The sequence below is a fragment of the Rhodoglobus galactosidasius genome, assembly GCF_054957775.1.
On record NZ_JBQIAV010000002.1, the window covers coordinates 58,512 to 84,282 of the forward strand.

At 58.1% G+C, this 25,771-nt stretch carries 16 protein-coding genes and 1 tRNA gene; 13 read left to right on the forward strand and 4 right to left on the reverse strand.

Features of this window, described 5'->3' with window-relative positions; genetic code table 11:
- The first annotated feature begins 60 nt into the window (after positions 1 to 60).
- The 3 genes from gltB to pyk all read left to right on the forward strand — a co-directional run bounded on the left by gltB (position 61) and on the right by pyk (position 7,592).
- A complete protein-coding gene (gltB, locus tag ACTJJW_RS02860) occupies positions 61 to 4,635 on the forward strand; it encodes a glutamate synthase large subunit (protein WP_462642567.1) in 4,575 nt (1,524 codons plus the stop codon).
- On the forward strand, positions 4,628 to 6,085 hold the full coding sequence (locus ACTJJW_RS02865; protein ID WP_462642569.1) for a glutamate synthase subunit beta: 1,458 nt from the start codon (positions 4,628 to 4,630) through the stop codon (positions 6,083 to 6,085). The genes gltB and ACTJJW_RS02865 overlap by 8 nt, the downstream gene beginning before the upstream one ends.
- Positions 6,086 to 6,146: 61 nt before the next feature.
- Positions 6,147 to 7,592, forward strand: coding sequence for a pyruvate kinase (pyk, locus tag ACTJJW_RS02870; protein ID WP_462642570.1), 1,446 nt, complete (start codon positions 6,147 to 6,149; stop codon positions 7,590 to 7,592).
- A gap of 159 nt (positions 7,593 to 7,751) precedes the next feature.
- Here the strand turns inward: pyk and ACTJJW_RS02875 are convergent.
- Positions 7,752 to 7,834 (reverse strand) — tRNA-Leu (locus ACTJJW_RS02875).
- A gap of 39 nt (positions 7,835 to 7,873) precedes the next feature.
- On the opposite strand from ACTJJW_RS02875, the gene ACTJJW_RS02880 reads away from it, so the two are divergent.
- A complete protein-coding gene (locus ACTJJW_RS02880) occupies positions 7,874 to 8,479 on the forward strand; it encodes an ANTAR domain-containing response regulator (RefSeq protein ID WP_219948491.1) in 606 nt (201 codons plus the stop codon).
- A gap of 20 nt (positions 8,480 to 8,499) precedes the next feature.
- Here ACTJJW_RS02880 and ACTJJW_RS02885 read toward each other — a convergent pair whose 3' ends face one another.
- Positions 8,500 to 8,931, reverse strand: a complete 432-nt coding sequence (locus ACTJJW_RS02885) for a PaaI family thioesterase (RefSeq protein WP_462642571.1) — start codon at positions 8,929 to 8,931, stop codon at positions 8,500 to 8,502.
- 59 nt (positions 8,932 to 8,990) lie between these two features.
- Here ACTJJW_RS02885 and polA point away from each other — a divergent pair, with 59 nt between their 5' ends.
- The 4 genes from polA to rpsA all read left to right on the forward strand — a co-directional run bounded on the left by polA (position 8,991) and on the right by rpsA (position 15,426).
- Entirely contained in the window at positions 8,991 to 11,657 is a 2,667-nt protein-coding gene (polA, locus tag ACTJJW_RS02890) for a DNA polymerase I (RefSeq protein WP_462642573.1), read from the forward strand.
- 50 nt (positions 11,658 to 11,707) lie between these two features.
- Complete coding sequence (locus tag ACTJJW_RS02895) at positions 11,708 to 11,974, forward strand: HPr family phosphocarrier protein (RefSeq protein WP_462642575.1); 267 nt, start codon at positions 11,708 to 11,710, stop codon at positions 11,972 to 11,974.
- Between the two features lie 42 nt (positions 11,975 to 12,016).
- A complete protein-coding gene (locus ACTJJW_RS02900; protein WP_462642577.1) occupies positions 12,017 to 13,735 on the forward strand; it encodes a DUF885 domain-containing protein in 1,719 nt (572 codons plus the stop codon).
- A 224-nt stretch (positions 13,736 to 13,959) separates the two neighbouring features.
- Positions 13,960 to 15,426, forward strand: a complete 1,467-nt coding sequence (gene rpsA / locus ACTJJW_RS02905) for a 30S ribosomal protein S1 (protein WP_462642578.1) — start codon at positions 13,960 to 13,962, stop codon at positions 15,424 to 15,426.
- A gap of 49 nt (positions 15,427 to 15,475) precedes the next feature.
- Here the strand turns inward: rpsA and ACTJJW_RS02910 are convergent, their stop codons facing one another.
- Positions 15,476 to 16,069 carry a DUF4126 domain-containing protein gene (locus tag ACTJJW_RS02910; RefSeq protein WP_462642580.1) on the reverse strand — a complete coding sequence of 198 codons (594 nt, stop codon included), beginning with the start codon at positions 16,067 to 16,069 and terminating at the stop codon, positions 15,476 to 15,478.
- Between the two features lie 39 nt (positions 16,070 to 16,108).
- Here ACTJJW_RS02910 and coaE point away from each other — a divergent pair, with 39 nt between their 5' ends.
- On the forward strand, positions 16,109 to 16,726 hold the full coding sequence (coaE, locus tag ACTJJW_RS02915) for a dephospho-CoA kinase (protein ID WP_462642582.1): 618 nt from the start codon (positions 16,109 to 16,111) through the stop codon (positions 16,724 to 16,726).
- 34 nt (positions 16,727 to 16,760) lie between these two features.
- The gene (gene uvrB / locus ACTJJW_RS02920) at positions 16,761 to 18,833 is read left to right on the forward strand and encodes an excinuclease ABC subunit UvrB (RefSeq protein ID WP_462642584.1); all 2,073 of its coding nucleotides are present in this window, start codon (positions 16,761 to 16,763) and stop codon (positions 18,831 to 18,833) included.
- A 10-nt stretch (positions 18,834 to 18,843) separates the two neighbouring features.
- Here the strand turns inward: uvrB and ACTJJW_RS02925 are convergent, their stop codons facing one another.
- Positions 18,844 to 19,881, reverse strand: a complete 1,038-nt coding sequence (locus tag ACTJJW_RS02925; RefSeq protein ID WP_462642585.1) for a glycosyltransferase — start codon at positions 19,879 to 19,881, stop codon at positions 18,844 to 18,846.
- A gap of 82 nt (positions 19,882 to 19,963) precedes the next feature.
- On the opposite strand from ACTJJW_RS02925, the gene uvrA reads away from it, so the two are divergent.
- The 3 genes from uvrA (at position 19,964) to rapZ (ending at position 25,736) form a co-directional block, all read left to right on the forward strand.
- Complete coding sequence (uvrA, locus tag ACTJJW_RS02930; protein ID WP_462642586.1) at positions 19,964 to 22,837, forward strand: excinuclease ABC subunit UvrA; 2,874 nt, start codon at positions 19,964 to 19,966, stop codon at positions 22,835 to 22,837.
- 73 nt (positions 22,838 to 22,910) lie between these two features.
- Positions 22,911 to 24,848 (forward strand): excinuclease ABC subunit UvrC, encoded by a 1,938-nt coding sequence (uvrC, locus tag ACTJJW_RS02935; RefSeq protein WP_462642587.1) that lies wholly within the window; start codon positions 22,911 to 22,913, stop codon positions 24,846 to 24,848.
- A gap of 12 nt (positions 24,849 to 24,860) precedes the next feature.
- Positions 24,861 to 25,736, forward strand: a complete 876-nt coding sequence (gene rapZ, locus ACTJJW_RS02940) for an RNase adapter RapZ (RefSeq protein ID WP_462642588.1) — start codon at positions 24,861 to 24,863, stop codon at positions 25,734 to 25,736.
- Positions 25,737 to 25,771: the final 35 nt, after the last annotated feature.

Consider the following 25,771-nt stretch of genomic DNA (forward strand, 5'->3'; position numbering starts at 1 on the left):
ATTGTCTCTGGGCCATAGAAGTCCCTCTCCGCACCAGCAACAACGTGAGGACGGTACGGCATGGCTGTTACCCCACCCTTTGAACGCTTTGGTTCGATTCCCATAGCTGCAGGGATGTACGACCCATCCAACGAGAAAGATGCTTGTGGTCTCGCCATGGTGGCGACGCTCCGCGGTACGCCAGGGCACGACATCATTACGACGGCGCTTGAGGCGCTGCGCAACCTAGAACACCGCGGGGCCGTGGGTTCTGACGCCGGTACCGGTGACGGTGCGGGCATCATGACGCAGATTCCGGATGCGTTCTTCCGTGACGTAGTTGGCTTTGAGCTGCCCAGCAACGGCCGCTACGCCGTCGGTAACGTGTTCCTTCCCCTTGATAGCGCGGCACGCCATGAGGTCAAGGTGGGCATCGAGAAGCTCGCAGAAGAAGAGGACCTCACGGTCCTAGGCTGGCGCGATGTCCCGATCCAGCCAGCTGAGTTGGGATCCCTTGCTCGCGGAGCTATGCCTGCGATTGAGCAGCTGTTCCTGCAGTCCAAGCGCATCGACTTGAAGGGCACGCTTCGCGGTATCCACCTTGACCGCCAGACGTACCGCCTGCGCAAGCGCGCCGAGCGCGACCTGCATGCGTATTTCCCGTCGCTCTCATGCCGCACCATTACCTATAAGGGAATGGTTACGACACTTCAGTTGGAGCCGTTCTACCCTGACCTTTCTGATGAGCGTTTCGCTTCGAAGCTCGCTCTCGTGCATTCGCGCTATTCGACGAACACTTTCCCATCGTGGCCTCTGGCTCAACCATTCCGAATGGTCGCTCACAACGGTGAGATCAACACCGTGCAGGGCAACCGCAACTGGATGCGTGCCCGTCAGTCGCAGCTCGAATCGGCTGTCTTCGGTGATATCAAGGACATCCTGCCGGTCAATACGCTAGGCGCGAGCGACTCCGCGTCGTTCGATGAGGTTGTCGAGCTGCTGAACCTCGCTGGTCGGCCCCTGCCGCACGCGATGATGATGATGGTTCCTGAGGCGTATGAGAATCAGGTAGACGCTGATCCTCGTCGCCGCGCGTTCTACGAGTACCACTCGATGCTTATGGAGCCGTGGGACGGTCCAGCTGCGCTGGTCTTTACTGACGGCTCGCTTGTTGGAGCAACGCTCGACCGCAACGGACTTCGTCCTGGTCGTTATCTCGTGACCGACGACGGTCTCGTCGTTCTCGCTAGCGAAATAGGCGTTTTCGATGTCGACCCGACCAAGGTCGTTCGCAAGGGTCGTTTGCGACCAGGCAAGATGTTCTTGGTCGACACTCAGGCCGGCCGTCTGATCGAAGATGATGAGATCAAGGCCGAGCTTGCGGCGTCACAGCCATGGGCAGAGTGGCTTGAGAGCGGTCGGATTGCGCTCGAAGAGCTACCGGAGCGCGAACACATCGTGCACACGCCTGCGTCGGTCACCCGTCGTCAGCGCACATTCGGCTACACCGAAGAAGAAGTACGTATTCTCATCGAGCCAATGTCTCGTTTGGGCGCAGAGCCTCTCGGCGCGATGGGTTCTGACACACCAATAGCGGTGCTGTCTGAGCGCCCTCGACTGCTTTTCGACTACTTCACTCAGCAGTTCGCGCAAGTAACCAACCCGCCGCTCGACTCAATCCGTGAGTCGGTTGTCACGTCGATGCGCCTAGGAGTTGGGCCGCAGCGTAACTTGCTGGCGGCGACTCCCGAGCACGCCAAGCAGGTCGCTCTACCGTTCCCGGTGATCGATAACGACGAGTTGGCCAAGATCCAACACATCGAACCGCATCCGGGATCCCGTCTTGCGACGACCATCAAGGGCCTCTACCGGGTCGATGCTGGTCCCTCTGCGATGGAAGCCCGTTTGGCGGCAATGTGTGCCGAGGCTGACGCAGCGATTGCGGATGGCGCTGAGTTTATCGTGCTGTCAGACCGCGACTCCAACAAAGACTTGGCGCCAATCCCTTCGCTGCTTATGGTGGCGACAGTGCATCATCACCTCATCCGCCAACAGGACCGTATGAAAGTTGGCCTGATGGTTGAGACCGGTGACGTGCGTGAGGTTCACCATGTTGCGTTGTTGGTTGGTTACGGTGCATCCGCAATCAATCCGTACTTGGCGATGGAAACCGCCGAAGAGCTGGTGCGCAACGGCACCATCACCGATGTCAGCGCTGAGAATGCGGTTCGCAACGTGATCACGGCACTCGGCAAGGGCGTCTTGAAGATCATGTCCAAGATGGGCATATCGGTAGTGAGCTCCTATGCCGGCGCTCAAGCATTTGAGGCTGTCGGGCTTTCTCAAGCATTCGTTGACCAGTACTTCACGGGAACGAAGAGCATCCTGGGCGGCGTCGGTCTCGACGCAATCGCTCGTGAGAATGCCGCGCGCCATACTGCCGCGTATCCCGAGGACCGTGCGCCGACCGTGCACGAACGCCTCAACACCGGTGGCGAGTACCAGTGGCGTCGTGAAGGTCCGCCGCACTTGTTCAACCCCGAAACTGTCTTTAAGTTGCAGCATTCGACGCGCACGCGTCGCTACGACATTTTCCGCGAGTACACTTCGCAGGTCGACGAGCAAGCGCAAAGCCTAATGACGTTGCGCGGTCTATTTAAGTTCAAGACTGAGGGTCGCGAAGCGGTACCCATCGACGAGGTGGAGTCGGTAGCGAGTATTGTCAAGCGTTTCAGTACCGGCGCGATGAGCTACGGCTCGATCAGCAAAGAAGCTCACGAAACCTTAGCGATCGCAATGAACCAGCTTGGCGCGCGATCGAACACCGGTGAGGGCGGTGAGGACGTTGAGCGACTGCTCGACCCCAGCCGCCGCAGTGCGATCAAGCAGGTTGCATCCGGTCGATTTGGTGTCACGAGCATGTACTTGACTCACGCGGACGACATCCAGATCAAAATGGCTCAGGGAGCTAAGCCTGGTGAGGGTGGTCAGTTGCCCGCAAGCAAGGTGTACCCGTGGATCGCCCGGACGCGTCACGGCACACCAGGCGTCGGACTGATTTCGCCGCCGCCGCATCATGACATCTACTCGATCGAAGACCTCAAACAGCTGATCTTCGACCTCAAACGTTCGAACCCGTCAGCTCGAGTACACGTCAAACTGGTCAGCCAGAAGGGCATCGGAGCAGTTGCCGCCGGCGTCACGAAGGCCAAAGCGGACGTCGTATTAGTCTCCGGCCACGATGGAGGAACGGGCGCTAGCCCGCTCAACTCCCTCAAGCACGCGGGTACACCGTGGGAGATCGGTTTGGCCGAGACCCAGCAGACTCTCATGCTCAACGGAATGCGCGACCGCGTGGTCGTGCAGGTTGACGGGCAGATGAAGACGGGTCGCGACGTGATCATCGGCGCACTTTTGGGTGCTGAAGAGTACGGATTCGCTACGGCGCCGCTTGTAGTTTCTGGCTGCATCCTGATGAGGGTCTGCCACCTCGACACGTGTCCGGTTGGTGTCGCAACACAAAACCCTGAGTTGCGTGAGCGTTTCTCCGGCAAGCCAGAGTTCATCGTCAACTTCTTTGAGTTCTTAGCTCAAGAGGTTCGCGAGTATCTGGCTGAGCTTGGATTCCGCACGCTTGAAGAAGCTATCGGCCACAGTGAGTTGCTCGACATGAACCGAGCTATTTCACACTGGAAGACCGACGGGCTCGACCTCACCCCGGTATTTGAGGGGCCAGTGTTCGCTGACGATGAGCCGCGCACTCAGTCAGTAGCTCAGGACCATGAGCTTGATGAGCATTTCGACCAGAAGCTTATTGAACTCAGCCGCGACGCACTGGAGAACAAGACGTCTGTGGCGATTGATCTGCCCGTGCGCAATACTGACCGCGCGGTGGGCACAATGCTCGGACATGAAGTTACGCGGCGCCATGGCGAGCATGGTCTCCCGACTGACACGATCACGATTACCCTGCACGGTTCTGCTGGCCAATCACTTGGCGCATTCGTTCCCGCGGGTATTTCGCTGAAACTTTACGGTGACAGCAACGATTACGTCGGCAAGGGACTCTCGGGTGGTTCGGTCGTTGTCCGACCCGACCTGTCGAGTGTCTTCCCTGCAGAGACAAATGTGATTGCCGGAAACGTCATCGGCTATGGCGCCACGAGCGGAAGCATCTTCATCCGCGGCAAAGTTGGCGAACGCTTTATGGTGCGCAACTCTGGTGCCACTGCCGTAGCTGAAGGCGTTGGCGACCACGCGCTTGAGTACATGACCGGTGGGCTTGTGCTCATTCTCGGCACGACTGGTCGAAACCTCGGCGCAGGAATGTCAGGCGGAACCGCGTATATTCACCAGTTGCGTGAAGAACGTGTCAACGGTGAATCATTGAGCTCAGGCGAATTGGGTCTGACCGAACTCGGCAGCGCTGACGTCGAGATCGTGAAAGATCTCCTCGAACGCCATTTCGAAGAAACAGCGTCGGTTGTTGCTGAGCAGATGCTCGCCGACATGGATGCAACGGCAGCCCAGTTTACGAAGGTCACGCCCCGCGACTATGCGGCCGTGATTGAGACTCGAGCAACCGCATTGGCCGAAGGACTCGACCCCGACGGGGACGTTACTTGGGCGCGAATCAAGGAGGTAACCGGTGGCTGATCCCAAGGGATTCCTCAAGGTACAAGAGCGTGAGCTTCCCAAGCGACGCCCCGTCAGTTTGCGACTGATGGATTTCAAAGAAGTCTACGAACAGCAGGAGTCGGGTCAGCTGGCCCGCCAGGCCGGTCGATGCATGGATTGCGGAGTGCCGTTCTGTCACCAGGGCTGCCCACTCGGCAACCTCATTCCCGAGTGGAACGACCTTATGCGTCGTGGTGAGAGCGCTGAAGCAATCGAGCGTCTCCACGCCACAAACAATTTCCCTGAGTTCACTGGTCGGTTGTGTCCCGCGCCGTGCGAGAGCTCGTGCGTTCTGGGAATTAATCAGCCAGCGGTGACGATCAAGCAGATCGAAGTGTCGATCATCGATCAGGCGTTCGCTGACGGCAACGTCACGCCGCATCCGCCCGGCCGTTTGACGGGTAAGACTGTCGCCGTTGTTGGTTCTGGTCCAGCCGGTTTGGCGGCAGCCCAGCAATTGACGCGAGCCGGCCACACTGTTGCCGTGTTCGAACGTGAAGACCGCGTTGGCGGTCTGCTGCGCTATGGCATCCCAGACTTCAAGATGGAGAAGCGCCACATTGAGTTGCGTTTGGCTCAGATGCAGGCCGAGGGGACTCGGTTCCGTGCTGGCGTCACGATCGGCGTAGACATTTCCTGGAGCGATCTGCGATCGCGGTACGACGCGGTTGTCGTCGCAACAGGAGCCACAGTGCCTCGCGACCTGCCGGTCCCTGGCCGTGACTCTCTCGGCGTGCACTTCGCCATGGAGTACCTGGTGCAGTCGAACAAGGTTGGCGCAGGCGACGCGGTCAGCGAGCAGGTCACTGCCGAAGGCAAGCACGTTGTTGTTCTTGGTGGTGGAGACACCGGCGCTGATTGCATCGGCACGGCACACCGTCAGGGTGCGCTCTCGGTGACAAACCTTGCTATTGGTGTTCAGCCGCCAGCCGAGCGCCCAGAACACCAGCCATGGCCTCTCACCCCGACACTCTTCGAAGTGTCGAGTGCTCATGAAGAGGGCGGCGAACGCCTTTACTTGGCTTCGACCGTCGAGTTCGTGACCAACTCGGTTGGCGAAGTTCGTGCGATCAAGGTTGCAGAGACAGAATTCGTTGACGGTCGCCGTGTGCCGAAGGCGGGCACAGAGCGTGAGATTCCCGCGGACCTCGTGTTGCTGGCGCTAGGCTTCACCGGTCCTGAGACTGACACCCTCGACAGTCAACTTCCGTTGGCTTCGGATGACCGTGGCAATCTCACTCGCGATGCTGACTATCAGAGCGACACCCCTGGCGTTTACGTTGTCGGGGATGCCGGTCGTGGTCAGTCGCTAATCGTGTGGGCTATTGCTGAAGGTAGGGCTGCGGCATCCGCTGTAGATCGGTACCTTGAGGGGGAGACACAATTGCCGTTCCCCGTTTCGCCTAGCGATCGCGGTATGACCGTTTAGCTGTTCCACCACCACTATTACCACCACCCGTTCAACCACCACTGAATTGTCAAAGGAAGTTATGAGACGCGCTAAAATCGTCGCGACACTCGGCCCGGCTACGTCGAGCTACGAGAACATCAGGGCAATCATCGATGCAGGTGTCGATGTTGCTCGCATGAACCTCAGCCACGGAACCTACGCCGTTCACGAAGAGGTGTATGCGAACGTGCGTCGTGCCGCAGAAGATGCTGGCCGTGCCGTTGCCGTGATGGTCGACCTTCAGGGCCCCAAGATTCGTCTTGGCAAGTTCGAGGACGGTCCCTATGATCTCGCCGTTGGCGACATTTTCAAGATCACGACCGACGACATCGTGGGGAACCGCGAAATCTGCGGAACAACTTTCAAGGGCCTTCCGCAGGATGTTGCTCCCGGCGACTTCTTGCTGATCGATGACGGCAAGGTCAAGGTCAAGGTTGTTAGCTCGACCGACACCGTGGTTACGACCGAGGTCATTGTTGCTGGTGCTGTCTCGAACAATAAGGGCATCAACCTGCCCGGTGTTGCCGTAAATGTTCCTGCTCTCTCCGAGAAGGACGAGGATGACCTTCGTTGGGGCCTTCAGCTTGGCGCTGACCTCATCGCGCTCTCGTTCGTGCGCAATGCAGAGGACATCGTGCGTGTGCACGAGATCATGGATGAAGAGGGCCGTCGCGTTCCTGTCATCGCCAAGATTGAGAAGCCACAGGCTGTTGACCACCTCGAAGCGATCGTTGACGCCTTTGACTCGATCATGGTTGCGCGTGGTGACCTCGGTGTGGAACTTCCGCTTGAGGCCGTGCCGATTGTGCAGAAGCGCACCGTTGAGTTGGCTCGTCGTATGGCGAAGCCAGTCATTGTGGCAACGCAGATGCTCGAGTCGATGATTTCGAGTCCGGTGCCGACGCGTGCAGAGACTTCTGACGTTGCTAACGCAATCTTGGATGGCGCTGACGCCGTTATGCTCAGCGGTGAGACCAGCGTGGGGGAGTACCCCGTGATTACCGTTCAGACGATGGCAAAGATTGTCGAGTCCACCGAGGAGCACGGCCTCGACCGCATTGCAGAACTCGGTACCAAGCCAAAGACACAGGGCGGTGCGATTACTCTCGCGGCAGCTGACGTTGCCAGCTTCGTTGAGGCGAAGTACGTCTGCGTATTCACTGAATCTGGCGACTCAGCACGCCGGATGTCGCGACTGCGGTTCCGCATCCCGATGAAGGCGTTCACGCCCAACCCTGAAATTCACCGCCGTATGGCGCTGATTTGGGGCATCCAATCGTTCGTCGTTGACCGTGTTACTCACACCGATGCGATGTATCGCCAAGTCGACGAGGTTCTGCTCGACCAGAAACTTGCAGAGATCGGCGACAAGGTCGTCGTAATTTCGGGTTCCCCTCCCGGAATCGCTGGATCGACCAACGATCTGCGCGTGCACATCATCGGAGATGCGATTAACGCCAAGGCTCCGGCTTGGGAGAGCAAGTAGCTCAAGCTAGCTAATTAGCGACACTGTGCCGGCGCTGAACCTCTGGGTTCGCGCCGGCACAGCCGTGAACCCAGGTACTGGCTGCTATCAGAGGCATGGCCGTTAACTACTGAAACCGAGATCAGCAGTGCTGATCTCGGTTTCAGTATCCAAATGTTGTGCCGGATGTGGGACTCGAACCCACACGTCCTTTCGAACAAAGCATTTTGAGTGCTCCGCGTCTACCATTCCGCCAATCCGGCTGACTACAACGCTGAATAGAATACCGTAGGCTTGCTCCTGTGACTGACCAAAACACCAATCAAACTGCTCCTCGCCGCGTCGTCGTTGCCGAAGATGAGTCGCTCATCCGCATGGACATCGTTGAGATCCTCCGTGACGCTGGCTACGAGGTTGTCGGTGAAGCCGGTGACGGCGAGACTGCCGTGGCTCTGGCAACAGAACTGCGCCCCGACTTGGTCATCATGGATGTCAAGATGCCTCAGCTCGACGGTATCTCCGCAGCTGAGCGCCTGAGCGCCAACCACATCGCCCCTGTCGTACTCTTGACAGCCTTCAGCCAGAAGGAACTCGTAGAGCGGGCCTCAGAGGCTGGTGCACTGGCTTACGTGGTCAAGCCGTTCACTCCGAGTGACCTGTTGCCTGCCATCGAGATCGCCCTCAGCCGTTACGCGCAGATCATCACGCTCGAAGCCGAGGTCAGCGACCTCGTCGAGCGTTTTGAGACCCGCAAGCTTGTTGACCGCGCAAAGGGACTGCTGAACGAGAAGATGGGGCTCAGCGAGCCTGACGCCTTCCGTTGGATTCAGAAGGCATCCATGGATCGTCGCTTGACGATGCACGACGTGTCTCAGGCGATCATCGATCAGCTGAGCGCCAAGAAGTAGCTAGCTGCCGTACGCCCTGCCTATGAGGTGTGGCGGTCCTTCAGGATGTTCGTGATGCGCACGGTCGAGAGCCGACGCTCTTGCTCATCACGGATCACGATCTCGTGAGTTGCCAGAGTGCGGCTCAGAGCAATCGCCGTGCACGTGGCAGTGACGATTCCTTCGCGCGCGGCGCGGGTATGAGTCGCATTCACTTCGATACCCATGGCAATCCGGCCGGGGCCTGCGTGGATCGCTGAAGAGATCGAGCCGAGCGACTCGCCGAGAACGACGTGAGCGCCACCATGCAGGATGCCAATCACCTGAGTGTTGCCCTCGACAGGCATCGTGGCAACCGAGCGATCGGCACCAAGCTCCAAGAACTCGATACCCATTTTGCGAGTCAGTGCGCCTCCACCTGACTCAATGAGGCGTGCGACGAGTTCAGGATCAAGGTCATCGGGATACTTCACAGAGGGGTCCTTCGCGCTAAGTCGTTCCGGCTGTCGGCAGGCGCGGCTAGGCTGGCTGCGTGTCGGATAATCAAAAGCCTACCCTCATGATCATTGACGGCCATTCTCTGGCGTTCCGAGCGTTTTATGCGCTTCCTGTCGACAGTTTTCAGAACCGTGAGGGGCAACACACCAATGCCATCCACGGCTTCTTGTCGATGCTTATTTCGCTGCTGCAGAATGAGAAACCCACGCACCTGGCGGTCGCATTCGATATTTCGCGGTACTCATTCCGCACTAGGGAGTACCCCGAATACAAGGGAACCCGCGGCGAGACACCGGCAGAGTTCGTCGGTCAGATCCCGCTCCTCGAAGAAGCTCTCAAGGCGATGGGCGTGCAAACGCTGAGCAAAGAAGATTACGAAGCCGACGACATCCTTGCCACCCTCGCTCATAAGGGTTCGAGCAACGGCTTCCGCGTTCTCGTGGTTTCGGGTGATCGCGACGCCATCCAAATGGTCAACGATGACGTCACGCTTCTCTACCCGAACGCTCGCGGTGTTTCAGAACTGAAGCGCTACGACCGCGACGCTGTCTTTGAACGCTACGGGGTCGAGCCCCACCAGTATCCGGATGTCGCGGCTCTCGTTGGAGAAACCAGCGACAACCTCATTGGCGTCGACAAAGTGGGGGAGAAGACCGCGGTTAAGTGGATCAACCTTTACGGATCACTCGACGAGGTGCTCGCCCATGCCGAAGAGATCAAGGGCGTCGTTGGGCAGAACTTGCGTGACCAGATGGACCGCGCGGTGCGCAACCGCAAGCTCAACCATCTCCTCACCGACGTTGAGTTGCCCGTCACTGTTGGAGATCTTGACCGGCGCCCCATTGACGAGGCCGCCGTTCACGAAGTTTTCGATCGACTTCAGTTCAAGACGCTGCTTCAGCGTGTGCTCAAGATTGCGGCAGCGGAACGCGGCGATGAGCCTTCGTCGTCTGCCCCAGTCGACACCGCCATCACGGTTCCCGTTGTTCGCACCATGGTCGATGAAGAACTTGCCAAGTGGATCGACACGAACAGTGCCCAGGGCACGAAACCCCTCGGGCTCACCGTCGCCACCGTTGATGGCACCGTTACCGGACTCGGGCTGGCCACAGCATCCGAAACCGCCTTCGTGCCGTGGGCTGCAGACAGACTCGACTATGTTGCGCTTTCCGAATGGTTGGCCGGCGATGCACCGAAGCTTATGCACTCCGCAAAGGCGCAGCTCAAGATCGCGTCAGCCAACAGGGTGGAGATCGCAGGTGTTGCGTTCGACACAATGCTCGCAGCCTGGGTTCTCAAGCCCAGCGGCAAACCCGAGGAGCTAGAGGCTCAGGTTTACAACTACCTCGGCGAGACGATCGAGCAGAGTGATCCCAATCAGCTGGTGCCAGAAACCGAGGCGCTGAGTCCTGCAACAATGTCGTGGTACGTGGTGCGGGTGGCCGAATACCTTGCAGGCAAACTCGACGAAGGTTCGCTTGGTGTCCTCACTGACATTGAGATGCCGCTCGTGCCGGTTTTTGCGCAGATGGAACGCACGGGCATCGCCGTGAACCGGCAGTTGCTCAACGATCTCAGCACGTCGCTGTCAGAGACCGCGGCCGAAGTCGCACGCAACGCCTTCGAAGTGATCGGGCGCGAGATCAATTTGGGCAGCCCCAAACAGCTTCAAGAGGTGCTGTTCACTCAGCTGGAGATGCCCAAGACGCGGGCAAATAAGACCGGCTATTCAACGGATGCCGCCAGCCTGATCGACCTGCAAGAACAAGCCCCACATCCCTTCATCGACCTGTTACTCAAGCACCGGGACGCCACCAAGCTGGCTCAGATCATCACCGGCATTGAGAAGGCGATCGACGAGTCCGGCCGCGTTCACACTACCTACGAGCAAGCAGGCTCGAGCACGGGTCGCATCGCATCGAACGATCCGAACCTGCAGAATGTGCCCATCAAGACAGCCACGGGCCGTCAGATTCGCTCAGCATTTGAGGCGGGCGCTGGCTTCGACACGCTGCTGACTGCCGACTACTCGCAGATCGAAATGCGCATCATGGCTCATCTGTCGGGCGACGAGGGTCTCATTCAGGCATTCAACGAGGGTGAAGATCTGCACCGCTTCGTTGGCTCCCGCATCTTCGGTGTCGAGCCGTCCGATGTGACCTCTGAGATGCGCACCAAGGTCAAAGCAATGTCCTACGGATTGGCGTACGGACTCAGCGCCTTCGGGCTGAGCAAACAGCTTCGCATCGAGACCAGCGAAGCCAAGGCTTTGATGACCGACTACTTCGCCCGCTTCGGTGCCGTACGTGAGTACCTGCGCAACGTCGTAGAGCAGGCACGCGCTGACGGATACACGACCACGATTTTCGGGCGCCGTCGTCCGTTCGGTGACCTCAACTCGAAGAACCGCGTACTGAGAGACAACGCTGAACGCCAGGCACTGAACTCGCCTATTCAGGGTTCGGCCGCAGACATCCTCAAACTCGCGATGTTGCAGATCGACGCCGACATCCGCACTGAAGGGCTCAAATCGCGAATGCTGCTCCAGGTTCATGACGAACTCGTATTCGAAATCGCTGCAGGAGAACTTGAGCGAATGACTACTGTTGTCTATGAGCGAATGTCAGGAGCGGCAACACTCTCCGTACCGTTAGACGTTCACATTGGAACCGGTCACAACTGGGATTCCGCCGCTCACTAGGCACTGTGACAACCACAATAAGCAATAGCCACCGCCGCGAAGGAGTCGATATGACCAGCAGAACCGTAACCATCGGATCGAAGGTTGGGCTCCATGCGCGACCTGCGTCAGTGTTTGCTCAAGCAGTGAGCACGTGTGGAGTAACGGTGATGCTCACCGACTCCACAGACAAGACAGTCAATGCGGCGAGCATCCTCAGCGTGCTCTCCATGGGGATCGAGTTCGGCGATTCCGTGACGCTGTCGTCCGATGATGAAGGCGCCGAGACTGCGCTGGAATCGTTAGCTGCGTTGCTTTCAAACGAACTGGACACCTAGACAACTCAGTAGAGAACTCGACACAGAGGAAGCCAGACAACGATGTCAGATTCGAAGCCTCAGCCCGCCAGCGCTGGCGCCAACGGCCCACGCGAGGCCACCCCAATCGACGCGATCGCCGAGGAGTGGGTAGAGACGCTCACGGAGCTCAACCCCGCAATCGGCACCTGGATCGGATCGCCGGGAGCGCACTCGGGCTATGCCGATTATTCTCCAGAGGGCCACGCGGGCGTGATTGACGCCACTCGTAACGTGCTGGCTCGCCTCGAGGCCACGACAGTCGTTGACGATGTAGATCTGGTCACGAAGACCGAGATGGTGTCGACGTTGCGACTCGATCTTGACTCTGATGCCGCGAGCTTATGGATGCGCGATCTCAACAACTTGGCAAGCCCTGCCCAAGAAATTCGTGGCGTGCTCGATCTCATGCCCACCGCGTCAAGCGACGATTGGTCAGTGGTTGCAAACCGCCTCCACAACATTCCGGCGGCCATCGATGGATACATTGCCACGCTTCGTCACGGCATAGCTGAAGCAGTGGTCCCCGCTCAACGTCAAGTCGCCGAAGTAATCACTCAGGCTAAGCAAATCTCGGCATCGGGTGGCTTTTTCGATGACTTCATCGCAGGAGCTCGGGCTCTTTCGGACGACGATTCCACGCTAGATAGCGCACTGACCAAGGGCGCTTCTGAAGCAGCCAAGAGCTACCAGAAGCTCGAAGAATTTCTCCGCACAGAACTTGCTCCCCGAGCTGCGCCCCAGGACGCATTCGGACGCGATCTGTACGCGCTCCAGTCTCAGGGTTTCCTCGGCGCGAAGATCGACCTCGATGAGACGTACGAGTGGGGAATCGAAGAGCTTGCTCGCATGACTCGCGAGCAAGAGGCGATCGCGCGTGAGATTAAACCTGGCGCCACTGTTGCCGAGGCAATTGAGCATCTCGATTCCGACCCCTCGCGTACGCTTCATGGCACCGACGCACTCCGCCAATGGATGCAGAATCTGAGCGACGAGGCGGTGGATGCGTTAGCGGGCACCCACTTTGACATCGCTGAGCCGATGCGCGCGCTCGAGTGCATGATCGCCCCAACCCATGACGGCATCATCTATTACACGGGCCCCAGTGATGACTTCTCCCGCCCTGGCCGCATGTGGTGGTCCGTTCCTGAGTCGGTTACAGAGTTCACGACGTGGCGTGAGGCAACCACCGTCTATCACGAGGGCGTTCCTGGCCACCATCTGCAGATTGCGCAGGCGGTCTACAATCGCGATCAGCTCAACACCTACCGTCGGCAGTTGGCTGGTACATCGGGTCATGCGGAGGGCTGGGCGCTGTACGCGGAACGGTTCATGAGCGAGCTTGGTTTTCTCGATGATCCAGCCGACCGTTTCGGTATGCTCGACGGACAACGGATGCGCGCAGCGCGGGTAGTCCTAGACATCGGTGTGCACTTGGGCAAGCCCAAGCTTGACGGCACGGGGGTGTGGGATTGGGACTATGCGCTGGAGTTCATGACGAACAATGTCACGCTCGACCCCGCGAACATTCGATTCGAGGTCAACCGCTACTTCGGCTGGCCCGGGCAAGCCCCTTCTTACAAAGTGGGGCAACGCATTTGGGAAGAGCTGCGCGATGAGTGCAAAGCTCGTGAGGGTGCGTCCTTCGACCTGAAAGCGTTCCATCGTCGTGCGTTGAACGTCGGGGGAGTAGGCCTCGATACCCTCCGAACCACACTGTTGGCGCCGTACGAACAGCGCTAATTGACGCCAGTGTTCCCGGTTCGCGCCGAGAGAGCACCACTTCCTGCGCAATAGAAAGAAACACGGGGCTTTGCTGGTTGGTTTTACCTGACCTGAGGCGTTAGGCTGGAGTGTCGCAATTACGACTTCTTATTCGCCTGCCATCGGCGATCACAAAGATACATTTCACCCTTGGCCCAATTGTGCGCTTCTCGAAGCGCAACCCATACCGGAGCTACTACTACATGACAATCGCAACGACCGACAAGGCACCCAAGCAGGTCGCCATCAATGACATTGGATCTGCTGAAGATTTTCTCGCCGCGGTCGAAAAGACTCTGAAGTTCTTCAACGATGGTGACCTTATCGAAGGTACCGTCGTCAAAATCGATCGTGACGAGGTTCTCCTCGACGTCGGTTACAAGACCGAGGGCGTAATCCCCTCCCGTGAACTTTCTATCAAGCACGACGTTGACCCCACTGAGGTTGTCAACGTTGGTGACACCGTTGAGGCACTTGTTCTTCAGAAAGAAGACAAAGAAGGCCGTCTCATCCTGTCCAAGAAGCGCGCACAGTACGAGCGTGCATGGGGCGACGTCGAACTGATCAAGGAATCGGATGGCGTTGTCACCGGTTCGGTTATCGAGGTTGTCAAGGGTGGACTCATCGTCGACATCGGACTTCGTGGATTCCTCCCCGCATCGCTCATCGAGCTGCGTCGCGTTCGTGACCTCACGCCGTACCTCGGCCAGGAGATCGAAGCCAAGATCCTCGAACTCGACAAGAACCGCAACAACGTTGTTCTGTCGCGTCGTGCACTTCTTGAAGAGACTCAGTCGGCTAGCCGCACCTCGTTCCTCAACAACTTGGCCAAGGGCCAGGTTCGCAAGGGTGTCGTTTCCTCGATCGTCAACTTCGGCGCATTCGTTGACCTTGGCGGCGTTGACGGTCTCGTTCACGTTTCTGAGCTCTCGTGGAAGCACATCGAGCACGCTTCAGAAGTTGTTGAAGTTGGCCAGGAAGTTACCGTTGAGATTCTCGAAGTTGATCTCGAGCGCGAACGCGTGTCGCTGTCGCTCAAGGCAACTCAGGAAGACCCGTGGCAGGTATTCGCCCGCACCCACGCAATCGGTCAGGTTGCGCCCGGTAAGGTCACCAAGCTCGTTCCGTTCGGTGCGTTCGTTCGCGTCGCAGACGGCATCGAGGGCCTCGTGCACATCTCCGAGCTCTCGGGCAAGCACGTTGAGCTCGCAGAGCAGGTTGTTTCGGTTGGCGACGAGGTATTCGTCAAGGTCATCGACATCGATCTCGAGCGTCGTCGCATCTCGTTGAGCCTCAAGCAGGCCAACGATGGCGTTGACCCCGAGGGCACCGAGTTCGACCCGGCGCTCTACGGAATGCTCACCGAGTACGACGACCAGGGCAACTACAAGTACCCAGACGGCTTCGACCCCGAAACCAACGAATGGAAAGATGGTTTCGAGTCACAGCGCGAAAAGTGGGAGCAGGACTACTCTGCCGCTCAAGAACGTTGGGAACAGCACAAGAAGCAGGTTGCTGCTGCAGCGATTCAGGAAGAGTCGATCAGCAGTACACCCGCCGGAGCATCCTCGTTCTCGAACGACGACGCTGCATCAAGTGCAGGTGCAGGAACGCTTGCAGACGACGAGACTCTCGCCGCTCTGCGAGAAAAGCTTTCGACCAGCAACTAGTTTCTCGTTGAACGCTTGTGGCCAGTCTCCTTCGGGAGGCTGGCCACAGTCAGTTAACCGACGAAGTACGCAGGCGTCTGGACCGCCGGATGCGCAGCACAACGAGTGCGATGAGCGCGAGCAGCGCGACAAACCCTATTACGGGCACGAGCAGTGCCATGAAGCTCAGCAGCACACTGCTGATGTCTTCTGCGGCGCTCACCACGGGAGCGGCTGCGCCCGCTGTTGCCGCATTGAGCGCTGGTCGGGCAAGCATCTTGGTCGTGTGGGTTGCGAAGGCGAGTACCACGCCAATGGCGACCGGAACCCAAGCATTCGAGGTGAAGAACGAAGCGGGGTCGGAGACTACAGCCGTCTCTGAGGCCGCGCCTGTACCGAATGCGATGCCACCCGCCGCAGGCCGAACGACGCTCTGAATCCAGTCATTGATGGAGTCGACCACCGGCACCTTGTCGGCGATGATCTCAACGACGAGTAGTGCGCCGAGAATTATCAGCACCCAGGGATTCTCAAGCCACGCCCACGCGGTCGGTAGCTCGACGAAATCGAAGACGCCACCTGCGAGGCCCAGAATCAATAGGGGAATGTAGGCATTGAGTCCGGCTGCGACAGCCAGACCGCCACCGGTAAGCACCTCGAGCATCCGGAGTTCCTTTCAATACGCTGAGGCTAGCATTGGCGCATGCACTTAATAGCGCTCACTGGAGGCATTGCGTCAGGAAAGTCGACCGTTGCGCGGCGCTGGCAAGAAAATGGCGCTGTGGTTGTTGATGCGGATGCTCTGGCACGCGAAGTGGTTGAGCCGGGTTCGCCCGTGTTACACCAGATCGCACAACATTTCGGCCCACAGGTAATCTCTGACGACGGCTCCTTGAACCGTTCGGCGCTTGGGGCTTTAGTATTTGGCGATATTGACGCGCGAGAAGCATTGAACGGCATCACGCATCCCGCGATCAGTCGTCTCGCTCAAAGCCGCTTTGATGATGCGAATCGTAATGACGCGGAGGCCATCGTTGTCTACGACATTCCGCTGCTGGTGGAGTCGGCCAAATCGCTCAAGCCCTTCGAGTTGGTTGTGACCGTTGAAGCCGATCCTGAAGTGCGAGTGCAGCGACTGATCGATCACCGCGCAATGACGAGCAGTGAAGCGGAAGGACGTGTGGCTTCTCAAGCCACTTCGCGGCAGCGTCGCGCAGTGGCCGACTTTGTGATCGACGCGAATGATTCGCTCGCTGATACCGAGCGTCGTGCAGCTGAGGTGTGGTCGCTCATCATCGATCGGTTGCACAAGCCGCTCTAATCACGTTGTCAGTGCGCGTGCTTAGACTTGAGTAATGGAACCAACCCGCTCAGTGCGTCCGTTTGAGGTGATCAGCGAGTATTCGCCATCTGGAGATCAGCCAGAGGCGATTCGTCAACTCGCTCAGCGGATCAATGCAGGCGAGACCGACGTTGTGCTGCTGGGTGCCACAGGTACTGGCAAGTCTGCAACCACAGCCTGGCTGATTGAGCAAGTGCAGCGGCCAACGCTGATCATGTCGCACAACAAGACCCTTGCCGCGCAGTTGGCAAACGAGTTTCGCGACCTCATGCCGAACAACGCCGTTGAGTACTTCGTTTCGTACTACGACTACTACCAGCCTGAGGCCTACATTCCGCAGACCGATACGTTCATCGAAAAGGATTCTTCGATCAACGCGGAGGTTGAGCGGCTCCGGCACTCCACCACCAACTCTCTGCTGAGCCGCCGCGACACCATCGTGGTTTCGACGGTGTCGAGCATCTACGGTTTGGGCGCTGCTGAGTCATACCTTGAGGCGATGATTGCGCTTCAAGTAGGTATGCGCATCGATCGTGAGACGCTCATCCGCAAATTTGTTGCTATGCAGTACCAACGCAATGACTATGACTTCTCGCGGGGCAACTTCCGAGTGCGTGGCGACACCATCGAGATCATTCCCGTGTACGAAGAGCTGGCCATTCGTATCGAGATGTTTGGTGACGAGATTGAAGCGTTGTATTCGCTGCATCCGCTCACTGGCGAAATCGTCAAGAAAATGGATGCTGTCTCCGTCTTCCCTGGTACGCATTACGCTGCGAGTCCTGAAACCATCAAGCACGCGATTGTATCGATCCAAGCAGAGCTTGCCGATCGGCTGGCGGTGCTTGAACGTCAGGGAAAACTGCTTGAAGCACAACGATTGCGGATGCGCACGACGTACGACATCGAGATGATGGAGCAGATCGGCTTCTGCAACGGTATCGAGAACTATTCGCTTCACATGGATGGTCGCCAGCCGGGGGAACCACCGAGCTGCCTGCTCGATTACTTCCCGGAGGACTTCCTTGTCGTCATCGATGAGTCGCACGTCACTGTGCCACAAATTGGAGCGATGTATGAGGGCGATGCTTCACGAAAGCGCACCCTTGTCGAGCATGGTTTCCGGCTGCCAAGTGCACTCGATAATCGCCCACTCAGGTGGGAAGAGTTTTTGGAACGGGTTGGGCAGAAGATTTACCTTTCGGCCACACCGGGAAAGTACGAGCTCGGCATCACCGACTCAATCGTTGAGCAGGTCATCCGTCCTACCGGTCTGGTCGATCCGCAGATCGTAGTAAAGCCATCGAAGGGTCAGATCGATGACCTGCTTGAACAGATCACGACGCGAGTCGAAAAGAATGAACGCATTCTGGTCACCACTCTGACCAAGAAGATGGCGGAAGAGCTCACCGAGTTCTTGTCAGAGCACGGCGTTCGAGTTCGCTACTTGCATGCTGACGTCGACACTCTACGTCGTGTCGAGTTGCTCACCGAGCTTCGTCAAGGCGTGTATGACGTGCTCGTAGGCATCAACCTGCTTCGTGAGGGCCTCGACCTGCCCGAAGTTTCGCTTGTAGCCATTCTCGACGCCGATAAAGAGGGCTTCTTGCGCTCGTCAACCTCGCTCATCCAGACCATCGGTCGTGCTGCTCGAAACGTCTCCGGCGAGGTTCATATGTATGCGGATGTCATTACCCGCTCCATGCAGTTCGCGATCGAAGAGACCGATCGGCGTCGCGAAAAGCAGGTCGCGTACAACACCGAACACGGCATCGACCCGCAACCACTTCGCAAGAAGATTGCCGATATTACCGACGCGCTTCTCCGGGAAGGCGCTGACACAGCTGAATTGCTGTCTACACGAAACAGGGATGGTAAAAAACGCGCCCCGGCTCCTAATCTTGCGCGCGAAGGCATCGCGGCGTCGGGCGGCAACGATCTCGAGCAAATTATTTCGGATCTCAACGAGCAAATGCTGCAGGCGGCATCCGAGTTGAAGTTTGAACTTGCAGCGAGATTGCGTGACGAGGTTCACGACCTCAAAAAGGAGTTACGCCAAATGGAGCAGGCCGGCCACTTGCGCTAGAGGCCGTCTGTTAGCCCAGTGATTCGTGAAGCTCGACCATCGCTTGTGATAGCGGCATCGCATCGAATGCCAACGCCGTCTCGCGAGCAGCACGCCTGCGGCTCTCTACCGATTCCTCGCTAAGCGCACGAACTGCGTGCACAAGGTGAGCGGGGTCAGCATCGATGCTCACTCCACCGCCGTTGCGAAGATCAAGGCGACTCCGGAGGTTACCGCTCACGATCACTGGTGTGCCAGAGGACAGAGCTTCGAGGGCGACAGCATGACCAACAGTGCCGCCGACAGTGACGAACGCGAAGTCTGCGGTTGCAAAGACCTCAGCTCGTTCGGCGAGGGACAGGTCTTCGGCACTCAAGAATTGCACCGGGAGCCCGGATGCGCTCCGTTCAAGGCGATAGCGCAATGGGCCATCGCCCAGGACGACAAGATGAACGTCTGTGCCCTGTTCGGTGAGCTTGCGGATTGCGTCAATGGCGATCGATACTGAGCCGGCAGCGGTGAGGGGCGCCGCGCACACCACAATCAGGCCAGCACCGCTCGTGTCGCGAAGCGCGGAGTTATGACGCAAGGGAGTGAATATCTCCAGGTCAACACCCTGTTGCATTGTCACAACTTTTCCCGCGTCGGAGTGCGCAGGGGAGGGTGTGGCCCCGTAGAGGCCGCACACGACCCGGTCGTAGTTCTTCAGTGCTGCATCGGTGGCCCAGTCGGCGGGGACATCATCTGCGAACAGCACTGCTGGCACATGGTTATCGCGAGCCCACACTCCGAGCTGACGGAAGCTGAGACGATCTGCGACCTCAATGCGGTCGGGGATGAGCCGATCGAGCGATCGGCGAATCGCGAGCGGAATCCGAACAAATCCCCGTTGTAACGCTGCTCCACGTGCGGGAACAGTGACAACGGTGCCGTATTCAGTCCACGCCACCGATGCAACCCTGCCCGGCACGATCACCGAAAACTCGTGGCCAGCCGCTCGATAGGCGATGCCTCGAGCGCGAACTGCGCTCGAGGGGGAGAGCGCCGGTACTGAATAGAAACTGGTCACGTGCGCGATGTGCATCTCCTCATTATTGCCTGCATGGGGCAAACGTTCAGGCAATGTCAGTGGTCTCCGTAGAATAGTGAGAGTGACTACTGCTCAGTCGATCCCCAATTCTCACCTCAGCGTCCGCGGCGCTCGAGTCCACAATCTCAAGAATGTCGACCTCGAAATACCCCGCGATTCGCTCGTGGTCTTCACCGGTCTCTCCGGGTCAGGAAAATCGAGCCTCGCGTTCGACACGATCTTCGCTGAGGGTCAACGCCGCTACGTTGAATCGCTTTCCGCGTACGCGCGCCAATTTCTTGGTCAGGTCGACCGTCCCGACGTCGACTTCATCGAGGGCCTTAGCCCGGCGGTGTCCATTGACCAAAAGTCGACGAACCGCAATCCCCGCTCAACCGTAGGCACGATCACTGAGATCTACGACTACATGCGGCTCTTGTGGGCTCGCATCGGAGTGCCCCACTGTGCCGTCTGTGGCGAGAAAATCGAACGTCAGTCGGTTCAGCAGATCGCTGATCAGCTCATGAAGTTGGAGAGCGGCACGCGCTACCAAATTGTGAGCCCGGTGGTTTCGCAGAAGAAGGGCGAGTTCGTCGACCTCTTTGCCGAACTAACCTCGAGCGGGTACTCGCGAGCGTTAGTCGACGGCGACGTTGTGCAGCTGAACGATCCACCCAAGCTGAAAAAGCAGGTCAAGCACGATATTTCTGTGGTCGTCGACCGCCTTGTTTCGAACGATGACATCCTCACGCGTCTCACCGACTCACTCGAGACGGCGCTTCGGCTTACCGACGGAACTGTTGCGATCAACTTCGTTGACGAAGAGGGCGATGCTGCGTGGCGCTCGTTCTCAGAGAAGCTCTCATGCCCCAACAATCATCCGATTCAGCTCACCGAGATTGAGCCGCGCACGTTTTCGTTCAACGCCCCTTTCGGTGCGTGCCCCGAGTGCTCGGGTCTGGGTACACGCATGTCGATCGATGCAGATCTTCTCATCGCCGACGACTCGGTAAGCCTGTCAGAGGGTGCAATCTTGCCGTGGACCAACTCCGGTAAGGGCCTCTACAACTATTTTGAGAAGCTCCTTGGCGGCCTGGCGCTAGATTTGGACTTCTCGCTCGACACGCCCTGGGGCGAACTTCCCGAAGACGTTCGTGACGCAATTCTCACCGGCAACAACTTCAAGGTCTCCGTCAAGTGGAAGAACCGCTACGGCCGAGAGATGAAGTACTCCACCGGTTTCGAGGGCGTAATTCCTTACATCGAGCGCAAGTATCTCGAGGCCGAGACTGATGTTCAACGCCAGCGTCACGCTGCTTACCTGCGCGAAATTCCTTGCCCTGTGTGTAACGGTAAGCGTCTCAAGCCAGAAGTGCTCGCCGTGACTGTTGCTGACCGCAACATTTCTGACATCTGTGAGCTGAGCCTGAGCGATGCGTATGGCTTTATGAACGGGATCACCCTCTCAGAGCGCGATGCTCGCATTGCAGCCCAAGTGTTACGCGAGATCCGGCTTCGGCTGGAGTTCTTGGTCGAGGTCGGACTGAGCTATCTCAACCTTGCGCGAGCAGCGGCAACGTTGAGCGGTGGTGAAGCGCAGCGCATCCGACTCGCTACCCAAATTGGCTCAGGACTCACGGGCGTTCTGTATGTGCTTGATGAGCCAAGCATCGGTCTTCACCAACGAGATAACCGTCGATTGATCGAGACCCTTGTCAAGCTAAAGAATCTCGGCAACACACTCATCGTCGTCGAGCACGACGAAGACACCATTCGAACCGCGGACTGGATTGTTGATATTGGGCCAGGCGCTGGCGAGCACGGTGGTGAGGTTGTTCACTCTGGTTCCTACGTCGACCTTCTGAAGAACACGAAATCGATCACCGCTGACTACCTGTCAGGTCGTAAAGCAATTGAGACCCCGAAGAAGCGTCGACCGATTGACCGCGGACGGCAGGTTACTGTCGAGGGCGCGAAAGCCAACAACCTCCAGAACGTGACAGTGAAATTTCCGCTCGGCACGTTTACTGCGGTGACCGGTGTCAGCGGGTCTGGCAAGTCAAGTCTCGTCAACGACATCCTGTACAAGGTGCTCGCCAACGAGCTCAATGGGGCACGTCAGATCCCTGGTAAGCACACTCGTGTGACCGGGCTCGACAACCTCGACAAAGTTGTGCACGTCGACCAAAACCCGATTGGCCGCACACCACGTTCTAACCCCGCGACGTACACGGGTGTTTTCGACAAGATCCGCACGCTCTTCTCCGAGACGGGGGATGCCAGAGCACGTGGCTACCTTCCCGGCCGCTTCAGCTTCAATGTGAAGGGCGGTCGTTGCGAGAACTGCTCCGGTGACGGCACCATCAAGATTGAGATGAACTTTCTGCCCGACGTTTACGTCGCCTGCGAAGTGTGTGGGGGTGCTCGCTACAACCGCGACACGCTCGCCGTAAAGTACAAGTCGAAGAACATCGCCGAAGTACTCGACATGCCCATTAGCGACGCTGCAGAGTTCTTCGAGGCTATCTCGAGCATCCACCGCTATCTCAAGACGCTTGAAGAAGTCGGGCTCGGTTACGTGCGACTAGGCCAAAGCGCGACGACTCTTTCTGGTGGAGAAGCGCAACGTGTGAAGCTCGCTACCGAGCTGCAGAAGCGTTCGATGGGGCGCAGCATCTATGTGCTCGACGAGCCAACAACTGGTTTGCATTTCGAGGACGTACGCAAGTTGCTTTTGGTGCTCAACGGATTGGTCGACAAGGGAAACACTGTCATCGTGATTGAACACAATCTCGATGTGATTAAGTCTGCAGACTGGCTAATCGATCTCGGACCCGAGGGCGGCGCGGGTGGTGGCAAACTGCTCTTCACTGGCACGCCCGAGAAGCTCGCGAAGGTGAAGGATAGCCACACCGGTCAGTTCCTCGCTGAGGTGCTTAGCGGCAACCGTGTCTAGCGTGACGACCGGGTGTCTAGTGTGAAGACTGTGTTTGGAGCAGAGACCGTGTCTAGGTGCAAGGGGGAGAGGAATGGCTGAAACAGTCAGTTGGCGCCCTCGCGCGGGCGATATTCCTGCGCAGCCTGGCGTCTACCGTTTCACCGATGACCGCAAACGGGTGCTGTATGTCGGCAAAGCCAAGAACTTGCGTTCGCGACTCAGCAACTACTTCGCGCCCTTGTCTTCGCTGCACGAGCGCACTCGTCGCATGGTGCTCTCTGCAACGAACGTCGAGTGGACGATCGTGGGCAACGACTTCGAGGCGCTGCAGCTGGAGTACACGTGGATCAAAGAGTTCGATCCACCCTTCAACGTCCAGTACAAAGACGACAAATCGTACCCCTATCTTGCTATCACCATGGGCGATGCTGTTCCGCGCGTGCTGGTGACTCGCAATCGCAACCTGCCTAATGCCCGCTATTTTGGCCCATACTCGCGCGCGTGGGCTATTCGCGACACTGTCGATGTGATGCTCAAGGCTTTTCCGATGCGCAGTTGTTCGACATCGGTGTACAAGCGAGCACAACAAACTGGGCGCCCCTGCCTTCTCGGGGATATCGGAAAGTGTGCTGCTCCGTGCATCGGCCGAGTCACGCTCGAGGAGCACAAGTCAATCGCCCTCGATTTTGCGTCATTCATGGCCGGCAACGATTCGCGGATGCTCAAATCTATCCGTGAACGCATGAGTCAGGCCGCTGCAACTCAGGACTACGAATCTGCTGCCCGCTATCGGGATCAGATCGGGGCAATGGAGACAGCTCTGGCGAAGAACCAGATCGTGCTGTCAGAAGATGTCGATGCTGACTTCTTTGGAATCGCTCATGACGAGCTGGCCGCCGCTGTTCAACAGTTCGTTGTGCGAGGGGGCCGAATTCGTGGAGTGCGAGGCTGGGTTGTCGACAAGGAGCTCGATGTTGATCTCGGTGGGCTGGTGGAGTCTGTGCTCCAGAACGCCTACGACGATACAACGCCACCGCGCGACGTTCTCGTGCCGGCGCTCCCTGAGGACAGCACCACGCTCGAGGAATGGTTGGCGCAACGTCGGGGACTAGGTGCCCGAGCACGTTTGCGCGTCGCTAAGCGCGGCGAGAAGGCTGCGCTCGCACAGACTGTCGAGACGAACGCTAAGAACGCGTTGATGCTCTACAAATCGAAGCGCAGCGGCGACTTCGTAGCACGCTCTCAGGCATTGGCAGATATCCAGGAGGCGCTGGGCATGGCTGAGGCTCCACTGCGTATGGAGTGTTTCGACGTCTCTCATTTGTCGGGAACGAATGTTGTCGCCTCAATGGTGGTGTTCGAGGATGGGCTGCCGAAGAAGCAGCACTATCGACGGTTCAACATCGCAGAAACCACTGACGACACTGACTCGATCTATCAGATCCTTAAGCGTCGGCTCGCGTACCTTGCGGCAGGGGCGGCTGTGCCCGAGGCCACTCCCACGACCGCCGCCGAACCCGCAGCAGTCGCTGGTGCCGACACGCAGTTGGAGATGAACCAACAACCCGCGGCATCCGCGAAGTTTGCGTATCCGCCACAACTACTCATCGTTGATGGCGGGCAACCTCAGGTCTCAGCCGCTCAGCGGGCGCTTGAAGAGTCCGGAGTCTCAGGCATCCAACTTGCGGGAATCGCAAAGAGGCTCGAAGAGATCTGGCTGCCAAATTCAGACTTTCCCGTCATACTTCCGCGCAATAGCGACGCGCTCTTTTTGATTCAACGGTTGCGAGATGAAGCACACCGCTTTGCAATCACGCATCAGCGTCAACGGCGCTCCAGAGATGTGTCCTCAGTTCTCGCGACGGTTCCCGGGCTTGGCCCATCGCGGATCAAAGCTCTCCTCCAACATTTTGGGTCGGTGGCTCGGCTCAGGGCAGCCTCCGCTGAGGAGATCATCGAAGTTCCCGGAATTGGCCCGTCGACTGCCGACGCCATTATCCAGAAGCTCGCCCAACCCGACCTCAGGTAGTCTGGGAGCACCATGGAACCCGTTACCGAACAGCAAGAGATGCTCATCGTGACCGGCATGTCAGGTGCCGGCCGATCAACCGTTGGCAACGCGCTAGAAGATCTCGGGTGGTATGTCGTCGACAACCTCCCGCCCCAGATGTTGCTTCCTCTTGTCGATCTGGCTCACCGCGCCGGAGACTCACTGCCTCGCGTAGCCGCAATCATCGATGTGCGCGGAGGAAAGCACTTCTCCGACGCGCAAGAGGCCATCCAGTCTCTCCGTGGGTCAACGTCACTCAGAGTGCTATTTCTTGACGCGGAAGATGCCGCGCTGGTTCGTCGTTTTGAACAGGTCCGACGACCACATCCACTTCAGGATGAGGGCACTCCGCTCGACGGAATTGCCGCAGAACGCAGGCGGATGGCTGAAATTCGTGCCAGCAGCGACATCATCATTGACACTACTGATCTGAACATTCACCAGCTCGCAACAACAATCATCGAGAAGTTCTCGGCGGAGAACGATGCCGGTTTGCGTATTACTATTGAGAGCTTCGGATTTAAGTATGGCCTTCCAGCAGACGCCGATATGGTGGCTGACTGCAGGTTCTTGCCCAATCCTTTTTGGATTCCTGAACTCAAAGCACTTGACGGACTCGATGAACGAGTGCGCGCGTACGTGGTGGGGGCAACCGGAGCACAAGAATTCATTGCAGACTATGCACGAGCGCTTGAACCTGTTTTCGCCGGATACCAGCGCGAAAATAAACGGCACGCAACGATTGCGATCGGCTGCACCGGTGGCAAACACCGGTCGGTCGCGATCGCAGAAGAGCTGTCAGCCATTCTGAGCGGCTTGCCCGGAGTAGCGGTAAGCATCAAACATCGGGATCGCGGACGAGAGTAGATTACTCATCCATGAAGACCGCCATCCTGAAAGAA

Bases quoted from the DNA above. Each gene is read 5' to 3' on its own strand.
- pyk (WP_462642570.1), top strand. From the start codon at position 6,147: ATGAGACGCGCTAAAATCGTCGCGACACTCGGCCCGGCTACGTCGAGC.
- uvrC (WP_462642587.1), top strand. From the start codon at position 22,911: ATGGCTGAAACAGTCAGTTGGCGCCCTCGCGCGGGCGATATTCCTGCG.
- gltB (WP_462642567.1), top strand. From the start codon at position 61: ATGGCTGTTACCCCACCCTTTGAACGCTTTGGTTCGATTCCCATAGCT.
- ACTJJW_RS02900 (WP_462642577.1), top strand. From the start codon at position 12,017: ATGTCAGATTCGAAGCCTCAGCCCGCCAGCGCTGGCGCCAACGGCCCA.
- coaE (WP_462642582.1), top strand. From the start codon at position 16,109: ATGCACTTAATAGCGCTCACTGGAGGCATTGCGTCAGGAAAGTCGACC.
- ACTJJW_RS02910 (WP_462642580.1), bottom strand. From the start codon at position 16,069: ATGCTCGAGGTGCTTACCGGTGGCGGTCTGGCTGTCGCAGCCGGACTC.
- uvrB (WP_462642584.1), top strand. From the start codon at position 16,761: ATGGAACCAACCCGCTCAGTGCGTCCGTTTGAGGTGATCAGCGAGTAT.
- rpsA (WP_462642578.1), top strand. From the start codon at position 13,960: ATGACAATCGCAACGACCGACAAGGCACCCAAGCAGGTCGCCATCAAT.
- ACTJJW_RS02895 (WP_462642575.1), top strand. From the start codon at position 11,708: ATGACCAGCAGAACCGTAACCATCGGATCGAAGGTTGGGCTCCATGCG.
- rapZ (WP_462642588.1), top strand. From the start codon at position 24,861: ATGGAACCCGTTACCGAACAGCAAGAGATGCTCATCGTGACCGGCATG.